The following is a 24,120-nucleotide window of genomic DNA, read 5'->3' on the forward strand; positions in this document are numbered from 1 at the left end:
CAACCGCCCGTTTTCCGGGTCTACGTTCACCATAGCGCGCATTGCCAGACGATTCCACTGAAAATCCGGGGACCCCCTGCACTTCTTCCGAGCCTAAATATCCCCGCCGGAGGCATCAATTTTCCAGAAAATTGACCCACCCCATACGACAAAGGTGCGCCGCGGATGCCCGCAGCGCACCTGCCCCCGCCAAACGGCTTCACTTCACAGTAATACGACCGTCCTTATAAGGCGCATATGGCGTGTTGGTGGCAATGAATTCTGCTGTCACATCGGCCAGATCGGGGCCAAAGTCGTAGGCATTGCTGGCATCGCGAAACATCACATACCCATCACCGCCATTGCGGACAAAGTTGTTGGACACCACACCATAGGTTGCAGCAAGATCAATCGAGCCACCCTCGACCATCACATCAGAGACCCGCGCACCGACCTCAGCCGCAGGATCGACAGTGAACGTTATGCCAGCCACCTGCGGGAAACGACCTGCGCCCTCTTCGATCTGGCTCACGCCATTTTCCAAAGCCGCGACAATCGTCTCGCCGGTCACCTGGAACGTGGACAACGTGTTCTGAAACGGCAGCACGGTCAGCACTTCACCCATCGTCACTGGCCCCGCATCAATAGACGCGCGGATACCGCCACCGTTCTGGATGGCGATTTGAATGCCCTGCCCCCTTACGCGCGCCAACATGGCGTCGGCAATCAGGTTGCCCATGGAACATTCGACCGCACGGCACTCCTCACGATCACCGACAATCTCGGTCGCGGTTTCGGCCACGACCTTGTTGCGGATCTCGTCCAGCGGCAGGGCCAGTTCAGCGATCCGGTCAACAGTGCCTGTATCCTCGGCTACTGTCCCGTCCAAGCTGATCGGCTGACCCGACGCTTCAGTGATCTCGCCCTGATCGTTGAAGGTCACGTTCAGCTCGCCCAAAAATTTGCCATAGGCATAGGCTTGAACGATCGCAGTTGCCCCGACCATTGTCGGATAAGGGCCCTTGGCACCTTCCATATCGCCCAGAAGGCTGTTGTCGTGACCGCCGACGATGACATCGACGCCCGTCGTATTTGCCGCAACGCGCTGATCCACGGCATAGCCTGAATGGGACAACACGATGATCTTGTTCACGCCCATCTCCGTCAGCTTATCGACTTCGCTTTGCACCGCATCGGATGGATCGGTAAAGATGACATTGTCGCCCGGGCTTGACAGCTCGTCCGTGTCTTGTGGCGTCAAACCGATCAGGCCCAGCATTTCACCGCCGCGTTCAATCACGGTGGACTTGGCAAGGGCCTCAGCCAGCAGCGGCTCGCCCGAGAAATCCGCATTGGACATCAAGACCGGGAAGTCGACCCTATCCATAAAACCGCGCAGTACCTCGGGGCCGTCATCGAATTCGTGATTGCCGACCGTCATGGCGTCATAGCCAAGCTTGTTCATGAACTCGGCCGCCATCGCACCCTTGTAGTAGGTGTAGAACAGCGTGCCTTGAAATTGGTCGCCGCCGTCGACAAGGATCGCATTGTTCGACCGGGTCCGCGCGTCGGCAATCGCCGTCACCAGACGAGCGGTGCCACCAAAGCATTTGCCATCGGTGTTATCTTCGGCAGAGCAGCCACTGTCATATTTGCTTACTGGCTCGAAACGCGCGTGAAAGTCGTTGGTATGCAGGATTGTCAGGGAATAGTCGGCCGCAGCCGCCCCTGCCGTCAGCGCAAGCGCACAGGTTGTCGTCAGAATTCGCGAAATCATTGGATACGTCCCCCAGGGTTGGAATGACATCAGATTGGCAACCGCTCACTGCAGAGTCAAATACCTAACGCAGACACGAGCGGGGTTCACCTTACGTCAACGCCGCACAAAACAGCGGCAATGCAATGCTTGACCATTTTCCTTGCAAAGTTCATGACGCAGTTATGTTGATATACAAGATTTTCCGCGCGTCCGAATGGGCCGAGCTGCAAGCCAAAGGCGAAACTTCCGGCGCCCCGATTGATATCGCAGATGGCTATGTTCATTTTTCAACGGCGGCGAATGTCGCCGAGACCGCCGCGAAATACTTCGCCGATGAGGACGGCCTTGTCCTGCTCGCCGTCGAGGCGGATGGGCTGGAGCCGTTGAAGTGGGAGCCTGCGCGTGCGGGCGTGCTGTTTCCGCATCTGTACCGCACCTTGCGCATGGCTGATATCACATGGCATGTCCCGCTGCCGCGCACTGACGGCGTGCATCAATTTCCTGATCTGGAATGAGCAACCTTGAGAAAATAGGCTTGGCAGCGCTGCGTCGGTTAGAAGCCGAAACCGCCCATGGCCTGGCACTGACGGCGTTGAATGCCGGGCTTGGTCCGCGCGGAGGGCCATTCACGACCGCGCGCCTGCGCACCGGCATTGCGGGGCTTGATTTGCCAAACCCGATTGGCCTTGCCGCAGGTTTTGACAAGAATGCGACGTCATTGACCGCCTTGGCGCGCACCGGATTTGGCTTTTTGGAAGTCGGCGCGGCGACCCCACACCCCCAGCCTGGCAACGCCAAACCGCGCCTTTTCCGACTGGCGCAGGATCAAGCAGCGATCAACCGCTTTGGCTTTAACAATGACGGAATGCAGGCGATTTGCGCGCGGCTTGCCCAGCGCCCGAGCGGCGCAATCATCGGCCTGAACCTTGGCGCCAACAAAGATAGCGCAGATAAGGCGGCCGATTTTGCGACAGTGCTGCGCCATTGCGGGCCACATGTGGATTTCGCAACGGTAAACGTTTCATCGCCCAACACCGAAAAACTGCGGGATTTGCAGGGCAAAGCCGCCCTAGCCGCTTTGCTTGAGGGCGTCATGGCTGCCCGTGCGACACTTGATCATACCATTCCCATTTTCCTCAAGATTGCGCCCGACCTGTCACATGACGAGATCGCAGAGGTGGCAGATGTCGCCAACGCCTCTGGCATTGCCGCGATTATCGCGACCAATACAACGCTCGACCGCACGGGCCTGCACGGCCCCCATGCCGCCGAACAAGGCGGCCTGTCGGGTCAGCCGCTTTTTGAAAAATCGACGCGGGTACTGGCGCAACTTGCTGGCCTGACCGACCTGCCCATTATCGGGGTTGGCGGCGTTGGTAGTGCCGAACAGGCCTATGCCAAAATTCGCGCAGGCGCGTCCGCTGTGCAGCTTTATACGGCGCTGGTTTATGGTGGGCTGTCGTTGGTCGATGAAATTGCCAAAGGACTGGATGACCTGCTTGCCCGCGATGGTTTTGCCAATGTCAGCGATGCAATTGGATCAGGCCGCAGCGGCTGGATCTAGCGGACGCTGCGCCGCTTCGGCCTCAAGGGCGGGGTATTTCCAAGCCAATGTTGCACCGCGGACCACAAAGCTGATCAACAGACCCATCCATAACCCGTGGTTGCCAAAGGCGGCCATCAGCGGGATCACGGTTGCGAAATAGACGACGGTCGAGATGATCATCATATTGCGCATGTCCTTGGTCCGCGTCGCCCCAATGAAAATGCCATCAAACATCCATGCCGCCACACCGACGATCGGTGCCGCGACCATGTATGGCAAGTAAGTCCGCGCAGCCATTTGAACCGGGGCAGATTTTGCCATGATGTCGATCACCGCACCGCCGAACACCGCAAAAAAAATCGCCAGAGCAACGCAAATGCCAGCCCCCCACCCAGCGCTGAGGATCGCACTGCGCCGCAGGCTATCGCGCGCCTTGGCACCCAGCGCCCGCCCCACCAGCGCCTCTGCAGCGAAGGCAAAACCGTCAAGCGCATAAGCGGTGACATTGAGGAACTGCATCAGGATCTGATTTGCTGCCAGCTGCACATCACCGAAATCAGAGCCGTAGAACAAAAAACTCACAAATATCGCTTGCAGTAGCACCGATCGGATTAGGATGTCGGTGTTAACGATCGCCATGTGCGCCAGCCGCACCCGGTCAAAGACACGGTCCACCGACCGCCACGCCCGACCCGCAAAGGCGTCACGGCAAAGCCATAGCCCCAAACCAAGCCCCGACCATTCCGCGATGAACGTCGCCCACGCCACGCCCTGCACGCCCCAGTCGAAGCCCAGCACAAACACCACATCAAGACCGATATTTGCCCCGTTCATCAGCACCTGCACAGCCAGCACGGCACCCGTGCGTTCCTGTGCGATAAGCCAGCCCGTAATCCCGTAAAGCGCGATTGTGGCAGGCGCAGACCAGACCCGGATCGCCATATAATCCCGGGCCAGCGTTTCGACCTCGGCACTGGCCGGGGACAGCATGAACGCCCCCCGAAACAACCATACCTGTGTCATGATAATAACCGCACCGGCGGCAAAACCGATCAGCAAGGCACGCGACAGCAGTGCATGCACCTCGTCCGCATCCCCTGCCCCACTGGCCTGCGACGTCAGGCCCGTGGTGCCCATGCGCAGAAAGCCGAACACCCAATAAAGTGCCGAAAGAACGATCGCACCGATGCCAACGGCGCCAATCGGGGCGGCTTGGCCCAGTTGGCCAACAACACCCGTGTCCACAATACCAAGGATCGGCACAGTCGCATTGGACAGCACGATCGGCAGCGCGATGGTCAGCACGCGTCGGTGGGTCAGTGGGCCGGTGGCCCTAGTCATCACGGCTCGGCATCAAAAAATGACCTGTGGCCTGCGCGAAAAGGCGGCTGCGATTGTCCTGCCATGCCTCGACGTGCACGGACGCATAGCGGCGGCCAGACCTGTTCACCCGCGCCCGCGCATAGGCATCGCGCGGCAGCCCGGTACGCAAATAGTCGACCGTGAAATCAATCGTCTTGGGCAGACGGAACCGGGGGGCATCATTTGTCGTTTTGCCAGCTTCCATATCTTCCCAGATCATGGCCCAGCTTAGTTCCATGATCGCGGTCACCTCAAGAAACGCAGCGGTCACCCCGCCATGCAGCGCAGGCAGCATCGGATTGCCGATGTGTCGCTCCGCAAAAGGCAGCACCGCCGTCAGCTCATCCCCGCGACGGTCGATCTTGATCCCGAGATACTGGATGTAGGGCACACCGGACACCAGTTTTTGCAGCGTGGCATCGCGACGTTGTTTGATGATCTGCACTGGCTCTGGCTGCTTCATGGCTTTGCCCTTTCGATGGTAAAGGCCCCGGTGGCGGTTGCGACCGGTCGGTCGGGGTCACCATCGGTGGCTGTCGCGCGCACAAAGGCCACGGACCGGGTCACATGATAACACTCCGCTGTGGCAGTAATCCGATCACCGGGTTTGGCCGGTCGCATGTAATCAATACGCAGATCAAGTGTCGCGGTGCCGACAGGGGCTTCGGGATGTGACATCACGGCCGCGCCACCGCAGGTATCCATAAGCGCGGACACTGCCCCGCCATGGATAACCCCGGTTTCTGGATCACCGACAAGACGCAGATCATAAGGCATGTCGATCACAGCACGCCCGTCACCAATATCAATCAAGGTCATGCCCAATGCACCTGCGTGCGGAATCGATTCGATGAATTTTCTGGCAAGCATGTCGCGGCGTGCCTTTTTTGCGTCTGACATCGTCATTCCTTTGTACGCCGATCATTCGGCTGAAACCTGACACTTGCAGTTGGGACTGCAAGTGCTATATCTGCAATTAAGAATTGTTCGCAACAAAGGATTTGTCCATTGGACACGACGACCAACTTACCAAGTGTTGTTCTGCCTCGGCTTTTGGGGCCGTTTCGCCCAAGGCGTCTCATCGTTGCGCTGATCCTGTTGGGGCTGGCCATTGCGCCCGGCATCTTGGGCGAAGTGACCCGCGGCTTGATGGTGGACGCCTACGTTCAGGTTTCCGCCTTTGTTGCGGCCACCCTGCTGCTGTTTTACGGCGCCGAACGGTTGTTCAACTTCGATATCGGTCAGTCGCTGAAAAACGCCAAAGGCTGGCAGGTTCCGATGGCCGCACTTTTGGGCGCGACGCCCGGCTGCGGCGGGGCCGTTGTTGTTGTGGCCGCATATTCGTCCGGCAATGTGGGCTTTGGTGCCGTCGTCGCGACGTTGACGGCCACGATGGGTGACGCCGCGTTTCTGCTTATTGCCACCCGCCCGGACGCCGCAATCGTCGTGCTGCCGTTGTCGTTCGCAATTGGGATCATATCTGGCTGGGTCGTCGATGCACTTTCGGGGGATACGATGGTGCCCGATAAGATGGCGCAATGCGACATGGCACCATTGGTTGGCCGGACCCGCGCCAAGGATTATGCGTTTCTGGCGCTTGTCATGCCCGGTCTGGTCATCGGCATTACCCAACTGAGTGGGGCCGATGTCTATGAAGTCTACGGCCCGTTTGTGACGGTTGTCGGCCTGATCGGCACTGTCATCAGCCTTGGCGTCTGGACAACGTCCAAACTGCACGCCATGACCAACGGCGGCGATAGCCCCGTGACGCGGATGGCAGAAGAAACGGCTTTCATCTCGGTTTGGGTGATCGGGGCCTATCTGAGCTATGACTATATCGTGACTTTTACCGGTCTTGATCTCGAAGCCAGCTTTGGCACGATTGGACCACTTTTGCCGCTGATGGGTATTCTGATCGGTTTGATACCGGGATGCGGGCCACAAGTTCTGGTAACGACGCTTTATGTGAACGGGCTCATTCCCTTTGCTGCGCTGATGGGCAATGCAATATCGAACGACGGCGACGCGTTGTTCCCCGCCATTGCATTGAACCCCAAGGCAGCAATCTGGGCGACCATTTACTCCACCGTTCCGGCCTTGATTGCAGGCTATAGCTTCTATTTCTTCGCCCCCGGCTTCATGAACTAAGCGCCGCTTCCGCCGTTGCCCCCTTCGCGACTTGACGCTACGATACGGTCAAGGAGGTGCTCATGAACGAAAAACGCCTGTCATTCAAAGAGATGTGCGCAAAATTCGATGTGACGCCGCGCACGCTCCGTTATTATGAATATATTGAACTGCTTTCGCCCGAGAAAGAAGGCAGATCCCGCTTTTACGGCGCTACGGAACTGGCCCGTATGACGTTGATTTTACGTGGCCGCAGGTTTGGGTTCTCGCTTGAGGATATTCGCCAGTGGCTGATGATCTACGAGCACGAAGGCACCCAAGCACAGATGCGCGAATGGATAGAGATGGCCGACAGACAATTGGTCGAGCTTCAAGAACAGCGCAAACAGCTTGATGAAACCATGGCGGAGCTGAAGTCGTTGCGAGACGAAACAGAAAAGACACTGGACTGATCGGCCAATACTGTTTTGCACGTCCCGCGCCGAGCGCCCGCCCCCATCCCCGCCAAGGATTGCAAAATTGCGCCTGCCCTTTGGAAATCGTTGCTGACCTTTCGTCAACCGGATCATGACGCCACGTTACGTTTACGTTAACGTCAACGTTACTTGTAAGGTAAGTCCAAACTCCGCATCTGTGTCGTACCGCTGCACACTTTAGGAATGGACTGATGGCCGCCGAAACAATGAACATACGCGAAATGTGTGACGCCTTTGATGTGACGCCGCGCACGCTTCGCTTTTACGAATCCAAGGAACTGCTGTTCCCAACCCGCGATAGGCAGAAGCGTTTGTTCACGAAACGTGATCGGGCCCGCCTGAAGCTGATCCTGCGCGGCAAACGCTTTGGCTTCAGCTTGGAAGAAATCCGTCAACTGCTTGACCTCTACCACATGGACGACGGCCAAGAAGCGCAGCTTTCAAAATCCTACGAACTGGCCGGGCGTCATCTTGCCGCCATGGAAGCGCAAAAAGCCGAGTTGGAAGAAGCCATTGGCGAGCTGAAACAACAGATGCATTGGGGCGCTGAAAAGCTTGCCAAATTGGCCAAACACAAATCGACCGCCGCCTGAAAAACCCGCAGCCACCACAGACGACCGATCTTAGGGAGATACCGAAATGCCGATCTACAACGCACCCACAAAGGACCTGCAGTTCGTCCTGCACGACCTGCTGAAAGTCAGCGAGCAGGACATCGCGGGCTATGATGATCTGGACCGGGACTTCACCGGGGCCGTTTTGGAAGAAGCCGGCAAAGTCGCGACCGAGGTGCTGCATCCGCTAAACGTTGTGGGCGACAAAGAGGGCTGCGTGATGGAAAACGGTGTGGTGCGCACGCCGACGGGATTTAAAGCCGCCTTTGCGCAGATGAAACAGGGCGGCTGGACCGCGATGGACTGTGATCCCGAATATGGCGGTCAGGGGCTTCCCTATGTGATGAACACCGCCGCACAGGAACCCTTTGTGTCGGCCAACATGGCGTTCAACATGTATCAGGGCCTGACCCACGGTGCCTATTCCGCGATCCATGCCCACGGGTCAGACGAACAGAAGCAAAAGTACCTTCCCAAGATGGTCACCTGCGAATGGACCGGCACCATGAACCTGACAGAGCCACATTGCGGCACTGATCTGGGCCTGATGCGGACCAAAGCCGTGCCAAACGATGATGGGTCATACAAAATTTCGGGCCAAAAGATTTTCATCTCGGCTGGTGAACACGACATGGCCGACAACATCATCCACCTTGTGCTTGCCAAGATCCAAGGCGGACCTGAGGGGATCAAAGGCGTGTCCCTCTTCATCGTGCCGAAATTCCTCGTGAATGACGACGGCAGCCTTGGGGCGCGCAACGGCGTGACATGTGGCAAGATCGAAGAAAAAATGGGCATCCACGGCAATGCGACCTGCGTGATGAACTATGACCAGGCAACGGGTTTTCTTATTGGTCAGGCACACAAAGGCATGCGCGCCATGTTCACGATGATGAACGAAGCGCGCATCGGCGTCGGCCTGCAAGGTTACGCACAAGCCGAAAGCGCCTATCAAAACGCCGTGGCCTATGCCAAGGACCGCCTGCAGGGCCGCGCTGTCACAGGTGCTGAAAATCCCGACGGCCCTGCCGATCCATTGATTGTTCACCCCGACATCCGCCGCAACCTGATGGACCAAAAATCATTCGTCGAAGGCGCGCGTGCCTTTACGCTTTGGGGCGCATACCTGATTGATCGCGCACACCGCAACGACGACAAAGACGCCGAAGGCCTGATTTCTCTGCTGACGCCTGTCATCAAAGGGTTTCAGACGGACAAAGGGTTCGAATATGCCACAGCAGCCCAGCAGGTTTACGGTGGCCACGGTTATATCGAAGAATGGGGCATGTCCCAATATGCCCGCGACGCCCGCATCGCGATGATCTACGAAGGCGCCAACGGCATTCAGGCGCTAGATCTGGTCGGTCGCAAGCTGACCCAAGATGGCGGCAAGCACGTGATGGCATTCTTTGAGATGATCAAGACGTTCATCAAGAAAAATGACGGCAATGAAGCCCTGAAAACCGGCTTTCTTGATCCACTCAAGGCCGCATCCAAGGACCTGCAATCCGCCGGTATGTACTTTATGCAGAACGGCATGAAGAACCCCAACAATGCGCTGTCCGGTTCCTATGACTTCATGCACATGATGGGGCATGTCTGTCTGGGCCTGATGTGGGCGCGGATGGCCAAGGCCGCGATGGACGCACTGGAAGGCGGCGCATCCGACACCGACTTCTACAAGACCAAGATCGCGACAGGCCGCTACTATATGGCCCGCCAATTGCCCGCGACATCCATGCATCTGGCCCGCATCAACACCGGTGCGGATACGGTCATGGCGCTTGAGGCGGCAAACTTCTAAGCTGACGATGGGTTCGCGCAAAACGTGCGCACCCTCATCCGGTTTTTCGTTTGAAAGACCGACGGCACGGGTTGGGAGGCCTATACGATGACCATGAAACTACATTGCTTTGGCGAAAGCGGAAACGCCTACAAGGCCGCCCTGACCCTCACCTTCGCCGGTGAGGAATGGGAACCGGTGTTCGTCGATTTCTTCAACGGCGCGACACGCAGCCCCGAATTTCGCGCACTCAACATCATGGGTGAAGTGCCCGTGCTTGAGGATGGGGATACAATTCTGACCCAATCGGGCGTCATTCAGGATTACATCAGCTCCAAGACGGGCAAGCTGGGCGGCAAATCTGCGGACCAGCGCCGCGAGGTTCTGCGCTGGATGTTCTTCGACAACCACAAGGTGTCCGGTGTGGCCGGCCCCTTGCGGTTCAACATGAACTTCCTGCCCGAAGACAAACGCAACGCGGATGTGAACGCGTTTATGGCGATGCGGCTTGCCTCCGCGCTCAAGATTATGGACGCGCATCTTGAGGGTCGCAACTGGCTGGCCGGGGAAGAGATGACAATCGCCGACATCGCCTGCGCCGGTTACCTGTTTTACGACGAAAACTTCACTTTCGACCGCACCGATTACCCCAATATTGACCGCTGGCTTGACCGGATCGCCGCCCAGCCCGGCTGGAAACACCCATACGATCTGATGCCGCGAGCATTAGACTAATATCCATAGGAAGGACTTCTAATGGCATACATAAACGAAAAGCTTTTCGCTGCCGTGTTGGGCATGGCGACATCGCATGCCCCACTGCGCCAAAGGCTAAAAGACGCCTATATTTATAATCTGATGCACGCGGATTACCCCACGCATGAGTGGGGCAGTGAAATTCAAGAGCAACTGACCGAAATTCGAGAGCTGCTCACTAAAATTGAAGACCCCAAAGAGGGTTCAGTTAGCGCAACGGTAGATCAGATGACCGACCAAGAAGTCGAAGAATGCATCGAGAAAATCTGCGGTATTATCTTTCTTTTGGGGGCAAAATAACTATGACCGAAGCCTATATCTACGACACCGTCCGCACCCCGCGCGGCAAGGGCCGCAAGGACGGCAGCCTGCACGAGGTGACATCCGCGCGCCTGTCAGCAGGTGTGCTGAACGCGCTGAAAGAACGCAACAACCTGCAAGGCCACGCGGTCGAGGATGTGATCTGGGGCAACGTCACGCAAGTCGGCGAACAGGGCGGCTGCCTTGCGCGGACCGCCGTTCTGACCTCCAACCTTGACCAATCCATCCCCGGTCTGGCGATCAACCGCTTCTGCGCCTCGGGCATGGAGGCCGTGAACCTTGCGGCGAACCAAGTCAAAGGCGGGGCGGGTCAGGCCTATATCGCCGGTGGCGTGGAAATGATGGGCCGGGTGCCCATGGGCAGTGACGGGGCGGCGATTGCCGTTGATCCCTCGATTGCCATGGACACCTATTTCGTCCCGCAAGGCATCAGCGCAGATATCATAGCGACGGAATACGGGTTCAGCCGCGACGATGCCGACCAACTTGCCGTCGAAAGCCAAAAGCGTGCCAAGCATGCGTGGGATGAAAAGCGCTTTGCCAGATCCATCGTCACCGTGCGCGATATCAACGGCCTCGCGATCCTTGATCATGACGAATATATGCGCCCCGGCACCGACATGCAGACGCTTAGCGCGCTCAACCCTGCCTTTCAGGCTATGGGCGAAGTGATGCCCGGCTTTGATAAGGTCGCGCTGATGAAATACCCGCATCTGGAGCGGATCAACCACATCCACCACGCGGGCAATTCATCGGGTATCGTGGATGGCGCAGCAGGCGTGCTGGTCGCGTCCAGGGAATGGGGCGAGGCGATGGGCATCAAACCCCGCGCCGTGATCCGGGCCACAGCGAAAATCGGCACGGACCCCACCATCATGCTGACCGGTCCCGTGCCAGTAACCGAAAAGATATTGGCAGATTCAGGCATGTCGATCAGCGACATTGACCTGTTTGAAGTCAACGAAGCGTTTGCATCCGTGGTGCTGCGGTTCATGCAGGCCTTCAATGTGGACAACAGCCGGGTCAACGTCAACGGCGGCTCTATCGCCATGGGGCATCCGCTGGGCGCGACAGGGGCCATCATCATCGGCACCTTGCTGGACGAGCTTGAGCGGACAGGCAAGGGGACGGGTCTTGCGACCTTGTGCATTGCATCCGGCATGGGTGCTGCAACGATCATCGAGCGGGTCTGACGAAAGGCGAAAACAGCATGGCAGACACGTTCTTTCAGCAGTGGCTTGATCGCGTCGGCGATGCATTTTTCAGCGACCGCTTTGAAATTTTTCGTGCGGCCATCCGGCTGCCTCTTGAAATAACAAGTGAGGACGGGGGCAGGACCATCACCGATACGGACGGCTTGCAGGCCCAGTTCGACATGTGGATGGACATGATGAAAACACAGCGCGTGACGGACATGATCCGGGTTGCGCACAATGTCCAATGGATGAGCCCCGACATGATCTGCGGCGACTACTACACGGAACTACTTTCGAACGGACAACGGATCATGGATCGGTTTCAATCTTCCATGATCCTGGAGAAACGCAACGACAGCTGGCTCGCCACGCATGTCGCAACGGGGATCACCCGCGACATTTGGCCACCGATCCTACCGAATTAAACGGCCCGGCAGGCCGGATAGACACATCTCTAAGGGAGCCCCTTCCATGACCGATTTCACAATGACCACTGACGCCGATGGCGTTGCTACGATTGTCTGGGATACCGTTGGCAAATCCATGAACGTGATGAACCAACAAGGGTTTACCGATTTGGATGCACTGATTGATCAAGCACTGGCCGACGACGCCGTCAAAGGCGTCGTGATCACCTCTGGCAAGGACGGCTCTTTTGCTGGTGGCATGGACCTGAACATCATCGCGCGCATGAAAGAAAGCGCTGGCGACGACCCCGCCCGTGGGTTGTTTGAGGGTGTGATGGGGATGCACGCCATTCTGCGCAAGATCGAACGTGCAGGCATGGATCCCAAGACCAACAAAGGCGGCAAACCGATTGCAGCCGCCCTGCCCGGCACCGCACTTGGCATCGGCCTGGAAATTCCGCTGGCCTGCCACCGTATCTTTGCCGCTGACAATCCCAAGGCCAAAATTGGCTTGCCCGAGATTATGGTCGGGATCTTTCCGGGTGCTGGCGGCACGACCCGTCTGGCCCGTAAACTGGGTGCCATGGGCGCATCGCCGCTTCTGCTGGAAGGCAAGCTGAATGACCCCATAAGGGCCAAGGCCGCCGGTGTGATCGACGAAGTCGTACCCGCAGCTGACCTGCTTTCGGCGGCAAAGGCATGGGTTCTATCCGAACCCAATATTGTCAAACCATGGGACGAAAAGGGCTATAAAATGCCCGGCGGCGCGCCCTATCATCCTGCCGGTTTCATGACATTCGTCGGCGCATCCGCGATGGTCAACGGCAAGACCCAAGGCGTCTACCCCGCCGCCAAGGCCCTGCTATCAGCGGTTTACGAAGGCGCATTGGTGCCTTTCGACACCGCCCTCAAGATCGAGGCGCGTTGGTTCACGCATGTCCTCATGAACCCGTCATCATCGGCCATGATCCGCAGCCTGTTCATCAACAAAGAAGCGTTGGAAAAGGGTGCCAACCGCCCCGATACCCCCGACCAGAAGGTCAGGAAGGTCGGCGTGATCGGCGCGGGCATGATGGGCGCAGGCATCGCACTGGTATCGGCGCTTGCGGGTATTCAGGTCGTGCTGATCGACAGCACGCAGGAAGCCGCAGACAAAGGTAAATCCTACACCACTGCCTATATGGACAAAGGGATTTCGCGCAAAAAAGTCACCCCGGAAAAGAAAGAGACGGTGCTGGATCTGATCACGGCCACGACGGATTATGCCGCCCTTTCGGACTGTGATCTGATCGTCGAGGCCGTTTTCGAACACCCCGGCGTCAAGGCCGAGGTCACGGCCAAGGTACAGGTCGTTACCGGCCCCGACTGCATCTTTGCGACCAACACATCGACGCTGCCGATCAGCGAACTGGCCAAGGCATCAAACGATCCCGAAAAGTTCATCGGCATCCACTTCTTTTCCCCGGTGGACAAAATGATGCTGGTCGAGATCATCAAAGGCAAGCAGACTGGCGATGTGGCCGTGGCCAAGGCTCTCGACTTTGTGCGCCAGATCCGCAAGACGCCGATTGTCGTCAATGATGCGCGATTCTTTTATGCCAACCGGTGCATCATTCCCTACATCAACGAAGGTATTCGGATGGTAAAGGAAGGTGTCGCGCCCGCATTGATCGAAAACGCCGCGAAACTGGTGGGCATGCCCCTTGGGCCGCTTCAGTTGGTCGATGAAACATCCGTTGATCTGGGCGTCAAAATAGCCAAGGCAACCAAGGCCGCGATGGGCGACGCCTATCCCGATGGCGAGGTGGACGAGGTCCTGTTTTGGATGTTTAACCAGAAACGTCTGGGCCGCAAATCGAATGCCGGCTTCTACAGCTATGACGACAAAGGCAAACGTCAGGGCCTTTGGGAAGGTCTGAGCGCGCAGTACCCTGTCGCAGATGACCAGCCCGACCTGATCACGGTGCAGCACCGCCTGCTATTCGCCCAAGCCTTGGAAGCCGTCCGCGCATTGGAAGAAGGCGTGCTGGAAGACATCCGCGAAGGCGACGTCGGTGCCATACTTGGCTGGGGCTTTGCGCCATGGTCAGGCGGCCCGTTCAGCTGGCTCGATATCATCGGCACACCCTACGCAGCCGAACGGTGTGATCAACTGACCGCGCAATTTGGCACCCGCTTTGCCACGCCAGACCTGCTGCGCGAAATGGCGGAAGAGGGGCAGGCGTTTTATGCCCGCTTCGGCGCGGCTGCAAAGGCTGCATAAACCCAAAGGGCGCGCATCACAGCGCGCCCTCTTCGGGCAACGCCGCGCGGACCGTCTGCGGCGCACCGGTCCGAAACGCGATGATAACCCCCGCACCGCCCACCATCAGCAGGCCGGTCAAACCGATCATATCGGGGACCTCGCCCCACAGGATCATGGCCCAGATCGTCGCCGACACCAGCAAAGCGTTCTCAAACACGGCAACGAATGTCGCGTCGGCCAATTGGTACGCACGGATCAGCAAACCAACCCCAATCAGCGATCCGATACCTTGAATAACGATCATCAGGCCAAAAATTCCATCCGGTTGCACCCAGCCACGTACCGCAAAGCCATCCGCACCTGCGGGCACCGGCACAGGATATAGCGTCAGAATGACCGACCCAAGACCTCCAAAAATCAGCATGCATGTGAAAAATGCCGCCAGCAGCGTCAGCGTCCCTTCGCCCCCGCACCAGCGCCGTGTCGCGATATTGCCCATCGCATAGGTCGCACCGGCGGCAATAGGCAAAAACGTCAACGCACCGATCCCGGCGGCATCGGGGCGCAATACCAGCATGATCCCTAAAAATCCGAGCAAGACAGCAATTGTCCTGCGTAGCCCTACAGTTTCTCCAAAAAAGAGAACTGAAAAAATAACGACAAAGATCGGTGCCGTGAACAACCCGGCCACGGCCTGCGAAATCGGCATATATCCCAGGCACCCGAAATAAATCACCATGGCTGTCGCATTCAGACAGCTCCGCCCCGCAACATGCAAAGGCCGGAGCGGTCGCAAGCGGATGCGCAACACAAGCGCCATGGGGAATAACACGACAAGCGCGACCGCCGACCGCAGCAAGTGGAACTGCCACAGCCCCCCGGTTTCCGCGGCAAGACGCATGAAATTATCAATCAAGCCAAACAATGCCATGGCACCAAGTACGAGTATGACAGCCATGCCTGGGCGATTGGTCAATTCCATTGCTTGCTCCTTGTGATTTTGTCCTGTTCTATAGTCGGTAGGGCGCGCCGTGCGCAGCTAAATACGACATAGGAAGGATCAACATGGGCTGGTTGCGCGATGAAACTGGGTTGGACAAGACCTCTGCGAACTATGCCCCCCTCACGCCTTTGTCACATTTGCGGCGAGCCGCCCACATTTTTGCGAACCGCGAGGCGCTGGTTTACGGTGCAACACGCCTGACCTATGGCCAGTATCATCGACGCGTCACACAATTGGCGTCGGCCCTGACCAAGGCGGGGGTGCAGCCCGGCGATGTCGTGGCGACGATCCTGCCCAATATTCCCGCCCAGTCCGAAGCATCGTTTGCCGTACCTGCGTGCGGCGCGGTTCTGAACACGATCAACACCCGGCTGGATGTCGATACCGTCGCGTATATTTTCAACCATGGCGAGGCGAAGGTCGCGTTGGTGGACAGCCAGTTCTTGCCGTTGGCCATGCTGGCGATTGAGCAGATGGATGGCCCGCCCCCTCTGGTCATCGAAGTCCCCGACACGCAGGCTGGCATCCCTGCAATCGGCGAACAACAAGACTACGAGGACTTTTTGGCAACCGGCGACCCGGAATTTGCCTGGATCATGCCCACGGATGAGTGGGAAAGCCTTGCCCTGAACTATACATCCGGCACGACCGGGCGGCCCAAGGGCGTCGTTTATCATCATCGCGGTGCATATTTGATGACCATGGGCACGCCGATTTCATGGGAACTGCCGTTGTTCCTGCGTTACTTGCAGATTGTGCCGCTGTTTCACTGTAACGGATGGAACCACACGTGGATGTTGCCCGCGCTGGGTGGCACTGCGATCTGCTGCCGCGATATTTCGGCAGCCGCGATCTACAAGGCGATTGACGACGAGGCGGTCACGCATTTCGGCGGTGCGCCTATCGTGCTGAACCTGATCGTGAATGCCAAAGATGCCGAGCGCCGCGCATTTGATCACGTGGTGCAGGTGTTTACAGCAGGTGCGCCACCCGCCCCTGCAACGCTGGTGGCCGTTAAGAAACTTGGGTTCAACGTCAAACACGTCTACGGCCTGACCGAGACCTATGGGCACGTCACCGAATGCATCTGGGACAGCACCTGGGATATCCTGCCAAGCGATGAACAGGTGGCCATCCGTGCCCGCCAAGGGGTCGCATTTCCGATGATGGAAGACGTGACCGTCGTTGATGAAAATATGCAGCAGGTCGCAATGGATGGCGCAACCCAAGGCGAAATCGTGATGCGCGGCAACGCGGTTATGAAAGGGTATCTGAAAAATCCGGGGGCAACGGAAAAAGCATTCGCAGGCGGCTATTTCCATTCCGAGGACTTGGCGATGCTGCACCCCGGCAGGATGATCCAGATTTCTGACCGCGCCAAGGATATCATCATCTCGGGCGGTGAAAACATCAGCTCGGTTGAAATAGAGGCCGCACTGATGCACCACCCCGCCGTCAACCTGTGTGCCGTCGTCGCCAAGCCCGATGAAAAATGGGGCGAAGTGCCTTGCGCCTTTGTCGAGCTCAAAGAAGGCACATCGGCACAAGAGGCAGAAATCATCGCCTTTACCCGTACAAGGTTGGCAGGTTTCAAATGCCCCAAACGCGTGGTGTTTCAAGAGTTGCCCAAAACCTCGACGGGCAAAATTCAAAAATTCGAACTTAGGATGTTGGCCAAAAGGCTGTAATTGCGTCGCACCCGTGCAAGTCCGCTACCCAAACCGCGGGCTGACCGCTATGGTGCGGGTCAAACGGGCAGTTGGGGCAGATGACAGCACTTGATCGATACGTCAGGCTGGAAAGCGACGGGCTTTGGCGCGCCGATCCGGATGCGCAGCGGCGCGATGTGACAGTATCGTTTGGTGATGCAACGCTGGTGATTGCAGATCGCGCGGGCCGCCCTTTGGCACACTGGTCGCTGCCCGCTGTGCAGCGCCGCAACCCGGGCGAAAACCCCGCGATCTACACCCCCGATGCAGACGCCGCAGAAACGCTTGAAATCGCCGATGATCTGATGATTGACGCGATAGAGGAAGTCCGGGGTGCGCTTGATCGCGCGCGTCCAAAGCCGGGCATACTGCGCCATTTGATTACTACGAGCCTGACGGTGACGATCTTGGCGCTGACCGTTTTTTGGTTGCCCGGCGCATTAACCCGACAGACCCTCGCCGTGGTTCCCCTGTCAAAACGAACCGAAATTGGCGCCGCTATCCTTGGCCACCTTCAGCGTGAAACAGGGCCCGCCTGCCGCGAACCCAGCGGTATCGCCGCAGCAACGCAGTTGGTCCGGCGTTTGATCGGACCCGATACGCGCACGCGTCTTGTTGTGCTGCCCAAGCTCGCGCAGGGTGCAGTGGCGTTGCCCGGTGAGATCATCGCACTGGATCGGGCGCTGTTGGAGCAGACCGATGATCCGGCAGTTGCCGCAGGCTATATAATACTTGCCCAAACGGCCCGTGCGCAGATGGATCCGCTGGAACAGGTGCTGCACCAGGCGGGGCTTGGTGTGACGTTCCGCCTGCTCACGACCGGAAATATTCCGCCGGAAATTTTGCAGGCCAATGCACAGGGTATCATCGCGGGTGCGACAACCCTGCCAAACGCGTCCGCGTTGCGCGCCGCATTCATTCAGGCCGCGCTGCCCAGCGCGCCATATGATGCCATGTCAGCGGCAAGAGGCGATGGGGCTACATTGGTGGCCAACACTGCGGAACAAGCGCCGCAGACGCCCCTGATCCTGAGCGATGATGATTGGGTCAGCCTGCAGAACATCTGCAACAGCTAAGCGTTATTTGGTCCCAAACATCCGATCACCTGCATCGCCAAGGCCAGGCACAATGTACCCCTTTTCGTTCAGATGGCTATCAATCGCGGCGGTGACAATCCTCACATCAGGATGCGCGTCTTTCATGCGGGCAATGCCTTCGGGTGCGGCAAGCAGGCACAAAAAGCGGATGTTGGTGGCACCCGCTTTTTTCAGCAGGTCAATGGCCGCGACGGATGAATTGCCGGTGGCAAGCATCGGGTCCACCGCGATGACCAAACGATCCTCAAGCTCGGTCGGGACCTTGAAATAGTACTGCACAGGTTGCAGCGTTTCTTCGTCGCGGTACAGCCCGACAAACCCAACGCGGGCCGACGGGATCAATTCCAACACCCCGTCCAGCAACCCGTTGCCAGCCCGCAAGATCGACACAAGCGCAAGTTTCTTACCTGCAAGAACCGGCGCATCCATCGGCTCAAGCGGGGTGTCGATGCGTTTGGTTGTCAACGGCAAATCGCGGGTCACCTCATAGGCCAAAAGCTGGCTTATTTCGCGCAGCAACTGGCGAAATTCGCCGGTGGATGTATCTTTTTGTCGCATGAGCGTCAGTTTATGCTGCACCAGCGGGTGGGTCACATGGGTGACGTGCGAAGAGTCGGTCATGTGGTCGTCTCCAGTCGTTTGGCCACGCGTGTACGGGTGGCTTCATCGCAAAATGCCGCTTTGAGCGCGACATCGTTCAGCGCTTTGAAATCATCGCGTTCCCAGCCGAATGTCTTGGCCAGCATGTCGCATTCCGCAGTCATTGTCGTGTGAAAGAACGGCGGATCATCGGTGGACACGGTGACGGGCACACCCGCATCGCGCAGTTTTGCAATGGGGTGACTGCCCCAGTCCTTCACGGCCCGCAAAACCACGTTTGATCCCGGGCACACCTCAAGGACAACACCAGTTTCCGCAATCTGTTTGATCAACGCAGGGTCATCAATTGCGCCGATGCCATGACCGATACGTGCGACCTTCAAATCGCGGATCGTCTCGGCGACCATCGCCGCACCACCCCATTCGCCAGCGTGGCAGGTCAACTGCAAACCCGCCTCGCGCGCCATATCAAAACTATAGGCATAGTCGCCGGGCCGCCCAACCATTTCACCGCCTGCCATGCCGTAGCCGGTAATGAAATCGCCCATGGTTTCAGCAGCGCAATGCGCCGCGACCTTGCATTGATCAGGGCCAAAATGGCGAATGCCGGTGATGATACCGCGCAGCGTGATCCCCATCGTGCGCTCTGCCTCGGCTGCGGCATCCTGAATTGCAGCAAGATAATCACGCCATGCGGCCAGATCACCACCACCGCAAAAATCCGGCGACAGGAATGCCTCGGTATAGACCACGCCGTGGGATGCGCTTTCTTCCAGCACCGCAAGCGTTAGGCGGCGGAAATCATCGGGGCTTTGCAGGGTTGTGCAGGCGGCCTCATAAACCTTGAGGAAATGATCGAAATCGCGGAATGCATAACCACCGCGTGCATCGAATATCCCGCCGATGTCGATTTTCTTTTCGCGTGCCAAGCTGGCAATAAACGACGGTGGTGCGGCCCCTTCAAGATGCAAATGCAGCTCTACCTTTGGCATGTCTTTGAATGTCATAAGAAACTGCACCCTTCTCCGGCATAAGAAACGGCCAAATGCACCGCAATGGATGCGCCCACGTCAGTAAACGACAAATGACCCAAGCTGCGTGATCCCGCCCCATGAACCAGCACCGGCACCCGTTCGCGGGTGTGGTCGGTGCCCGGCCATGTGGGGTCATTGCCATGGTCAGCCGTCACGATCAACAGGTCATCGTCGCGTAGCTTCGCAAGCAACTTGGCAAGAGCCGCATCAAACCACGCCAAATGATCCGCATAGCCTTGCGGATCACGACGGTGGCCATATTCGCTGTCAAACTCCACCAGATTGGCAAAGACAAACGCGCCGTCTACAGCCACGGACACGAGATCGTTCAAATGGTCTATCAGCGCCGCATCGCGTCCTTTTCGTAGATCATCTATCCCCCGCATCGAGAAGATATCACCGATCTTACCGACCGCATGCACCGGATGGCCCGCATTATGGACATAATCGCAAATCGTCGGCGCAGGCGGTGCGATAGCAAAATCCTTGCGATGGATGGTCCGGGTGAATCCGCTTTCGGGATCGCCTGCAAAGGGCCGCGCAATCACCCGCCCTACTTTCATTGCATGCACGATGGGGGCCAGATCGGCGCAAAGCCTGTGCAGGCGCTCCAGTCCGAATGTTTCTTCATGCGCCGCAATCTGCAGCACGGAATCTGCGGACGTATAGCAAATCGGCCAGCCGGTTTTGATATGTGCGGCGCCCTCCTTGGCGATGATTGCGGTGCCCGAGGCGTGGCAGTTGCCCAAAATGCCGTTGGTCCCGGCAGCCGCGCAGATTTGCGCGGTAAGGTCTGCGGGAAATGCCGGTACGGTATCGGGGAACACGTGCCAATCCCATGGCACCGGCACGCCCGCCAGTTCCCAATGCCCCGATGGCGTATCCTTGCCGGGTGACACTTGGGTTGCCGCACCCCAAGCCCCGGTTGGCGTTGCAGTCAATCCCGGAACCGCAATATCACTGGCCAGCCGCAGTGCTGCACCCAATCCCATCGCGTCCAGCGTTGGGACATGCAGCCCGACCGCCTGTGCCATATGCCCGACTGTGTTGGCGCCGGTATCGGGCAATGTCCCGTTAAAGAACCTGTCGGCATCCGGTGCGCCACCAATTCCCACGCTGTCAATCACGATCAAAAATGCACGCGGCATCACTGTATCCTTTTCACGATCAACGGGTTTGCCTTGGGCGCGTCACCGATGGTGATCGCGCGGCGCACCGCTTGGGCGGCCTGTTCTGCAGCCGCTTCAGAGGCGGCGTGAACGGTACACAAGGGTTGCCCCTTGGCTACCTGATTGCCCAGCCGCACGACATCTGTCACTCCAACCGACGGATCAACGCGGTCCGTCTCGACCCGGCGGCCACCGCCAAGATCAACGACAGCCAGCCCCAGAGCCTCACCGTCAATCGCCGCAATATACCCGGCATTTGGCGCAGTGATGTCGCCAATGACCGGTGCGCGCGGCAGATGTGTGTGCCAATCGTCAGCCATGTCCGGCGGCCCGCCCAGTGCGGCGATCATCGCTGCAAAATGCTGCATCGCTTGGCCGCTGGCGATGGCGCGGGTCAGCTGTTTGGCACCGTCGTCTTCGTTGTCACCGTGCAGCGCCAGCAGCCGTGCACCCAGTGCAATGGTCAGATCATGCAGGCGCGGTGCGGCAGCGCGATTGCCAGCCAGTACCTCCATACAGATCGCAACCTCGACCGCATTGCCCAGCACGGGGGCAAGCGGCTCGTTCATGTCGGTGATCAAGGCCGCCGTTTTGCAGCCTGCCCCGTTTGCCGTGTCTACCAACGCGCGGGCCAGCGCCTCTGCCTCGGGCAGCGTCTTCATGAAGGCACCGCTGCCGACCTTCACATCCAGCACAAGCCCCTGCAGCCCAGCGGCCAGTTTTTTCGACAGGATCGACGCCGTGATCAGGTCAACGCTTTCGACCGTCCCGGTCACATCGCGAATCGCATAAAGCCGTTTGTCAGCTGGTGCTATCCGGCCCGTAGCCCCCACGATAGCGCAGCCAACCTTGCCGACAATCTCGCGCAGCCGCGTCTCGGATACATTCACCGACAGGCCCGGTATCGCCTCCAGTTTATCCAACGTGCCGCCCGTGTGCCCCAGACCACGGCCCGAAATCATCGGCACATAGACACCGCAAGCCGCCAATGCCGGCGCCAGGATCAGTGACACGCAATCGCCAACCCCGCCGGTCGAGTGTTTATCCAGAACCGGCCCCGGCAATGTCCACGACAGCACGTCGCCACTGTCGCGCATGCCCGTCGTCAGGGCGACGCGGCCGTTGTCAGACAGACCATTCAAACACACCGCCATCGCAAACGCTCCGGCCTGCGCATCGGTCACGTCGCCCGTTGCCAACCCGTTGGCGAACCATATCAGCGCCTCGGGCGACGGCGTCTGCTTGCGCCGAATCGCTGCGATGATGCTGCGCGCGTCCAAATCAAACCCGGCTCATGTAATCGGCGTCAAAGCTGCCGGGCAACAGCGCAGCAACCGTCGTCTGCTGCACGATCCCATCGGTCGTCGCCATCGTCACCACGACATCACCCGCTGCGAACTCGGCAATCTTTTGACGGCAACCACCGCACGGGCTGACGGGTTTGGGGCTGTCTGCGATAACGGCAACTTCGGTGATCCGGGTATCGCCCCCGGCCACCATCGCCGCAATCGCACCGGCCTCGGCACATGTGCCTTCGGGATAGGCGACGTTTTCAACATTGCAGCCGGCATAGACAGCGCCAGATGCGGCCTTGATTGCCGCACCGACCTTGAACTTTGAATAGGGCGCATGGGCATTTTCGCGGACGGCGCGCGCGGTATCGAGCAGGGACATCTGAGCCTCCTTTTGGACTATGGCAGAGTGGGACGTGATACGCAGGGATGCAAGAGGCCTAGCACTGGGCTGTTGTAAAGACGCCGGGCAAAGCCACTTCCAGCAACTCCAGATCATCGGATGGGTCGGCATAGCGTGTCGCCATCCCCGGCGGGATCACGAACGCATCGCCGGAACCAAGGCGATATGGGTCTTTGCCATCCCCCTCAAGCATCATTGTGCCCGCCATTACAAAGGTAAAGTGGATATCGGCGTCGTGGGTTGTCCAAACCGGGTCGCCCTGCCCGCGCCGGATGACCTGTACCCCCGCAACATCGTGCGTGTTCGCAGCGATTGTTGTCTCACGCGCAATGAACCCCGGCAGGCGCGATGGCAGCCAATCCGCACCTGCGGCCTGATTGAATACGAAACGCTGACCTTGCCACTGCCTGTCAGGTCGCAGGTCCGGGGTCGGTAGTGTCATGTCATGATCAATTTCGGTGACATGCGCGGCCGGGACGCCTATTTCGATGACCTCGATCCCGTCCGACGCTTCCAACACCCGGTGGCGAATTTCTGGCGGCTGGATAAAGCAATCCCCCGCCGTCAAACGGATCGGGCCACCTTGATCCTCGTAGACCACATCAACCCAGCCGCGATAGCAAAAGATCAGCTGAAATCCGACGCGGTGAAAATGCACCATATCGGGGACCGGGCCACCGTCAGGGATGCGGATATGGCTGGCAATGATCGAACCGCCAAGCCGGTTGGGGATCAGATCACGATACTGCATTCCCGCGCGCCCGATTACCCAAGGCGCCTGATCGGCAAGGCGGCGGACCACGAATGCATGATCGGTTTGCGGCAACTTCAGCGGCGGGTTCAGCGCATCGATCTCGACCCGCGTGCCCCCGGGGGCGGTCAATTCTGCGGCACCGCCCGCAAAACCCGTGTCGTCGGTCAAGATGCGCAGCAGGCCCGGCACGGCGCCTGTGCGGTTTTCCAGCCGGATGCGCAGACCGTGCCCGGAATAGACCGCGACGGATGGATCATCGGCAGGATAGATCATGTCCAGACGCATCCTCAGGGTCTTTTCAAAAAACCTCAGGTCCGCGCGCAGGTCGGTCGTGGGCAGGCATACCTCGGCCCGGATTTGTGCAGATTGTTTCATACGATATACCCTGTCGGTCCGCAGAATTATTTGCAAGATGTCCCGCGATATGATTAGTCGGCAACGCAGCTTTCCGTTGCGCAAGATAAATGGTTTAATGCTAAACCATATTG

24 protein-coding genes are annotated in these 24,120 nt (G+C 58.4%); 13 read left to right on the top strand and 11 right to left on the bottom strand.

Going from position 1 to position 24,120, the window contains the following annotated elements; translation table 11 throughout:
- Nucleotides 1–199: 199 nt before the first annotated feature.
- A complete protein-coding gene (locus QZ196_RS07605) occupies nt 200–1,756 on the bottom strand; it encodes a bifunctional metallophosphatase/5'-nucleotidase (RefSeq protein ID WP_296425209.1) in 1,557 nt (518 codons plus the stop codon).
- A gap of 164 nt (nt 1,757–1,920) precedes the next feature.
- On the opposite strand from QZ196_RS07605, the gene QZ196_RS07610 reads away from it, so the two are divergent.
- Together QZ196_RS07610 and QZ196_RS07615 are read left to right on the top strand one after the other, a co-directional pair.
- A complete protein-coding gene (locus tag QZ196_RS07610; RefSeq protein WP_296425210.1) occupies nt 1,921–2,253 on the top strand; it encodes a DUF952 domain-containing protein in 333 nt (110 codons plus the stop codon).
- Nucleotides 2,250–3,302 (top strand): quinone-dependent dihydroorotate dehydrogenase, encoded by a 1,053-nt coding sequence (locus tag QZ196_RS07615; protein WP_296425211.1) that lies wholly within the window; start codon nt 2,250–2,252, stop codon nt 3,300–3,302. The genes QZ196_RS07610 and QZ196_RS07615 overlap by 4 nt, the downstream gene beginning before the upstream one ends.
- Here the strand turns inward: QZ196_RS07615 and QZ196_RS07620 are convergent.
- Genes QZ196_RS07620 through QZ196_RS07630 form a run of 3 tightly spaced genes read right to left on the bottom strand, consistent with a single transcriptional unit; the run spans nt 3,279 to nt 5,546 of the window.
- On the bottom strand, nt 3,279–4,625 hold the full coding sequence (locus QZ196_RS07620; protein ID WP_296425212.1) for an MATE family efflux transporter: 1,347 nt from the start codon (nt 4,623–4,625) through the stop codon (nt 3,279–3,281). The genes QZ196_RS07615 and QZ196_RS07620 overlap by 24 nt on opposite strands.
- Nucleotides 4,618–5,109 carry a PaaI family thioesterase gene (locus QZ196_RS07625; RefSeq protein ID WP_296425213.1) on the bottom strand — a complete coding sequence of 164 codons (492 nt, stop codon included), beginning with the start codon at nt 5,107–5,109 and terminating at the stop codon, nt 4,618–4,620. The genes QZ196_RS07620 and QZ196_RS07625 overlap by 8 nt, the downstream gene beginning before the upstream one ends.
- On the bottom strand, nt 5,106–5,546 hold the full coding sequence (locus QZ196_RS07630; protein WP_296425214.1) for a PaaI family thioesterase: 441 nt from the start codon (nt 5,544–5,546) through the stop codon (nt 5,106–5,108). Before QZ196_RS07630 ends, QZ196_RS07625 begins: the two co-directional genes overlap by 4 nt.
- Nucleotides 5,547–5,654: 108 nt before the next feature.
- Here QZ196_RS07630 and QZ196_RS07635 point away from each other — a divergent pair, with 108 nt between their 5' ends.
- The 9 genes from QZ196_RS07635 to QZ196_RS07675 all read left to right on the top strand — a co-directional run bounded on the left by QZ196_RS07635 (nt 5,655) and on the right by QZ196_RS07675 (nt 14,589).
- Nucleotides 5,655–6,794 carry a putative manganese transporter gene (locus tag QZ196_RS07635; RefSeq protein ID WP_296425215.1) on the top strand — a complete coding sequence of 380 codons (1,140 nt, stop codon included), beginning with the start codon at nt 5,655–5,657 and terminating at the stop codon, nt 6,792–6,794.
- A gap of 62 nt (nt 6,795–6,856) precedes the next feature.
- Nucleotides 6,857–7,225, top strand: coding sequence for a MerR family DNA-binding transcriptional regulator (locus QZ196_RS07640; RefSeq protein ID WP_296425216.1), 369 nt, complete (start codon nt 6,857–6,859; stop codon nt 7,223–7,225).
- Between the two features lie 215 nt (nt 7,226–7,440).
- Nucleotides 7,441–7,842 carry a MerR family DNA-binding transcriptional regulator gene (locus QZ196_RS07645; protein ID WP_296425217.1) on the top strand — a complete coding sequence of 134 codons (402 nt, stop codon included), beginning with the start codon at nt 7,441–7,443 and terminating at the stop codon, nt 7,840–7,842.
- A 46-nt stretch (nt 7,843–7,888) separates the two neighbouring features.
- The gene (locus QZ196_RS07650; RefSeq protein WP_296425218.1) at nt 7,889–9,667 is read left to right on the top strand and encodes an acyl-CoA dehydrogenase C-terminal domain-containing protein; all 1,779 of its coding nucleotides are present in this window, start codon (nt 7,889–7,891) and stop codon (nt 9,665–9,667) included.
- An 87-nt stretch (nt 9,668–9,754) separates the two neighbouring features.
- The gene (locus tag QZ196_RS07655) at nt 9,755–10,381 is read left to right on the top strand and encodes a glutathione S-transferase family protein (protein WP_296425219.1); all 627 of its coding nucleotides are present in this window, start codon (nt 9,755–9,757) and stop codon (nt 10,379–10,381) included.
- A 21-nt stretch (nt 10,382–10,402) separates the two neighbouring features.
- Nucleotides 10,403–10,702, top strand: a complete 300-nt coding sequence (locus QZ196_RS07660; RefSeq protein WP_296425220.1) for a hypothetical protein — start codon at nt 10,403–10,405, stop codon at nt 10,700–10,702.
- A gap of 2 nt (nt 10,703–10,704) precedes the next feature.
- Entirely contained in the window at nt 10,705–11,916 is a 1,212-nt protein-coding gene (locus QZ196_RS07665; RefSeq protein ID WP_296425221.1) for an acetyl-CoA C-acetyltransferase, read from the top strand.
- Between the two features lie 17 nt (nt 11,917–11,933).
- A complete protein-coding gene (locus QZ196_RS07670; RefSeq protein WP_296425222.1) occupies nt 11,934–12,344 on the top strand; it encodes a hypothetical protein in 411 nt (136 codons plus the stop codon).
- 46 nt (nt 12,345–12,390) lie between these two features.
- The gene (locus tag QZ196_RS07675) at nt 12,391–14,589 is read left to right on the top strand and encodes a 3-hydroxyacyl-CoA dehydrogenase NAD-binding domain-containing protein (protein ID WP_296425223.1); all 2,199 of its coding nucleotides are present in this window, start codon (nt 12,391–12,393) and stop codon (nt 14,587–14,589) included.
- Nucleotides 14,590–14,605: 16 nt separating this feature from the next.
- Here the strand turns inward: QZ196_RS07675 and QZ196_RS07680 are convergent, their stop codons facing one another.
- The gene (locus tag QZ196_RS07680) at nt 14,606–15,529 is read right to left on the bottom strand and encodes a DMT family transporter (protein WP_296425224.1); all 924 of its coding nucleotides are present in this window, start codon (nt 15,527–15,529) and stop codon (nt 14,606–14,608) included.
- Nucleotides 15,530–15,636: 107 nt separating this feature from the next.
- Here QZ196_RS07680 and QZ196_RS07685 point away from each other — a divergent pair, with 107 nt between their 5' ends.
- Nucleotides 15,637–17,262: an AMP-binding protein gene (locus QZ196_RS07685; RefSeq protein WP_296425225.1), complete on the top strand. Its 1,626-nt coding sequence runs from the start codon at nt 15,637–15,639 to the stop codon at nt 17,260–17,262.
- Between the two features lie 80 nt (nt 17,263–17,342).
- The gene (locus tag QZ196_RS07690; protein ID WP_296425226.1) at nt 17,343–18,359 is read left to right on the top strand and encodes a hypothetical protein; all 1,017 of its coding nucleotides are present in this window, start codon (nt 17,343–17,345) and stop codon (nt 18,357–18,359) included.
- 3 nt (nt 18,360–18,362) lie between these two features.
- Here QZ196_RS07690 and upp read toward each other — a convergent pair whose 3' ends face one another.
- The 6 genes from upp to QZ196_RS07720 are packed head-to-tail and all read right to left on the bottom strand — an operon-like array spanning nt 18,363 to nt 24,007.
- Nucleotides 18,363–19,001: a uracil phosphoribosyltransferase gene (gene upp / locus QZ196_RS07695; protein WP_296425227.1), complete on the bottom strand. Its 639-nt coding sequence runs from the start codon at nt 18,999–19,001 to the stop codon at nt 18,363–18,365.
- A complete protein-coding gene (locus tag QZ196_RS07700) occupies nt 18,998–19,987 on the bottom strand; it encodes an adenosine deaminase (RefSeq protein ID WP_296425228.1) in 990 nt (329 codons plus the stop codon). The genes upp and QZ196_RS07700 overlap by 4 nt, the downstream gene beginning before the upstream one ends.
- Complete coding sequence (locus tag QZ196_RS07705) at nt 19,984–21,162, bottom strand: phosphopentomutase (RefSeq protein ID WP_296425229.1); 1,179 nt, start codon at nt 21,160–21,162, stop codon at nt 19,984–19,986. Before QZ196_RS07705 ends, QZ196_RS07700 begins: the two co-directional genes overlap by 4 nt.
- On the bottom strand, nt 21,162–22,463 hold the full coding sequence (locus QZ196_RS07710) for a thymidine phosphorylase (RefSeq protein WP_296425230.1): 1,302 nt from the start codon (nt 22,461–22,463) through the stop codon (nt 21,162–21,164). The genes QZ196_RS07705 and QZ196_RS07710 overlap by 1 nt, the downstream gene beginning before the upstream one ends.
- Nucleotide 22,464: 1 nt before the next feature.
- Complete coding sequence (locus QZ196_RS07715) at nt 22,465–22,989, bottom strand: cytidine deaminase (RefSeq protein WP_366510961.1); 525 nt, start codon at nt 22,987–22,989, stop codon at nt 22,465–22,467.
- Nucleotides 22,916–24,007, bottom strand: a complete 1,092-nt coding sequence (locus tag QZ196_RS07720) for a cupin domain-containing protein (protein ID WP_296425232.1) — start codon at nt 24,005–24,007, stop codon at nt 22,916–22,918. The genes QZ196_RS07715 and QZ196_RS07720 overlap by 74 nt, the downstream gene beginning before the upstream one ends.
- Nucleotides 24,008–24,120: the final 113 nt, after the last annotated feature.

The sequence above is a fragment of the Yoonia sp. genome (genome assembly GCF_017854565.1).
Classification (GTDB): domain Bacteria; phylum Pseudomonadota; class Alphaproteobacteria; order Rhodobacterales; family Rhodobacteraceae; genus Yoonia.

Coding starts and splice junctions, on each gene's coding strand:
- QZ196_RS07665 (WP_296425221.1), top strand. CDS start 10,705: ATGACCGAAGCCTATATCTACGACACCGTCCGCACCCCGCGCGGCAAG.
- QZ196_RS07700 (WP_296425228.1), bottom strand. CDS start 19,987: ATGACATTCAAAGACATGCCAAAGGTAGAGCTGCATTTGCATCTTGAA.
- upp (WP_296425227.1), bottom strand. CDS start 19,001: ATGACCGACTCTTCGCACGTCACCCATGTGACCCACCCGCTGGTGCAG.
- QZ196_RS07655 (WP_296425219.1), top strand. CDS start 9,755: ATGACCATGAAACTACATTGCTTTGGCGAAAGCGGAAACGCCTACAAG.
- QZ196_RS07625 (WP_296425213.1), bottom strand. CDS start 5,109: ATGAAGCAGCCAGAGCCAGTGCAGATCATCAAACAACGTCGCGATGCC.
- QZ196_RS07620 (WP_296425212.1), bottom strand. CDS start 4,625: ATGACTAGGGCCACCGGCCCACTGACCCACCGACGCGTGCTGACCATC.
- QZ196_RS07630 (WP_296425214.1), bottom strand. CDS start 5,546: ATGTCAGACGCAAAAAAGGCACGCCGCGACATGCTTGCCAGAAAATTC.
- QZ196_RS07615 (WP_296425211.1), top strand. CDS start 2,250: ATGAGCAACCTTGAGAAAATAGGCTTGGCAGCGCTGCGTCGGTTAGAA.
- QZ196_RS07610 (WP_296425210.1), top strand. CDS start 1,921: ATGTTGATATACAAGATTTTCCGCGCGTCCGAATGGGCCGAGCTGCAA.
- QZ196_RS07680 (WP_296425224.1), bottom strand. CDS start 15,529: ATGGCTGTCATACTCGTACTTGGTGCCATGGCATTGTTTGGCTTGATT.
- QZ196_RS07650 (WP_296425218.1), top strand. CDS start 7,889: ATGCCGATCTACAACGCACCCACAAAGGACCTGCAGTTCGTCCTGCAC.
- QZ196_RS07670 (WP_296425222.1), top strand. CDS start 11,934: ATGGCAGACACGTTCTTTCAGCAGTGGCTTGATCGCGTCGGCGATGCA.
- QZ196_RS07685 (WP_296425225.1), top strand. CDS start 15,637: ATGGGCTGGTTGCGCGATGAAACTGGGTTGGACAAGACCTCTGCGAAC.
- QZ196_RS07605 (WP_296425209.1), bottom strand. CDS start 1,756: ATGATTTCGCGAATTCTGACGACAACCTGTGCGCTTGCGCTGACGGCA.
- QZ196_RS07675 (WP_296425223.1), top strand. CDS start 12,391: ATGACCGATTTCACAATGACCACTGACGCCGATGGCGTTGCTACGATT.
- QZ196_RS07660 (WP_296425220.1), top strand. CDS start 10,403: ATGGCATACATAAACGAAAAGCTTTTCGCTGCCGTGTTGGGCATGGCG.
- QZ196_RS07705 (WP_296425229.1), bottom strand. CDS start 21,162: ATGCCGCGTGCATTTTTGATCGTGATTGACAGCGTGGGAATTGGTGGC.
- QZ196_RS07640 (WP_296425216.1), top strand. CDS start 6,857: ATGAACGAAAAACGCCTGTCATTCAAAGAGATGTGCGCAAAATTCGAT.
- QZ196_RS07720 (WP_296425232.1), bottom strand. CDS start 24,007: ATGAAACAATCTGCACAAATCCGGGCCGAGGTATGCCTGCCCACGACC.
- QZ196_RS07690 (WP_296425226.1), top strand. CDS start 17,343: ATGACAGCACTTGATCGATACGTCAGGCTGGAAAGCGACGGGCTTTGG.
- QZ196_RS07715 (WP_366510961.1), bottom strand. CDS start 22,989: ATGCCGACCCATCCGATGATCTGGAGTTGCTGGAAGTGGCTTTGCCCG.
- QZ196_RS07645 (WP_296425217.1), top strand. CDS start 7,441: ATGGCCGCCGAAACAATGAACATACGCGAAATGTGTGACGCCTTTGAT.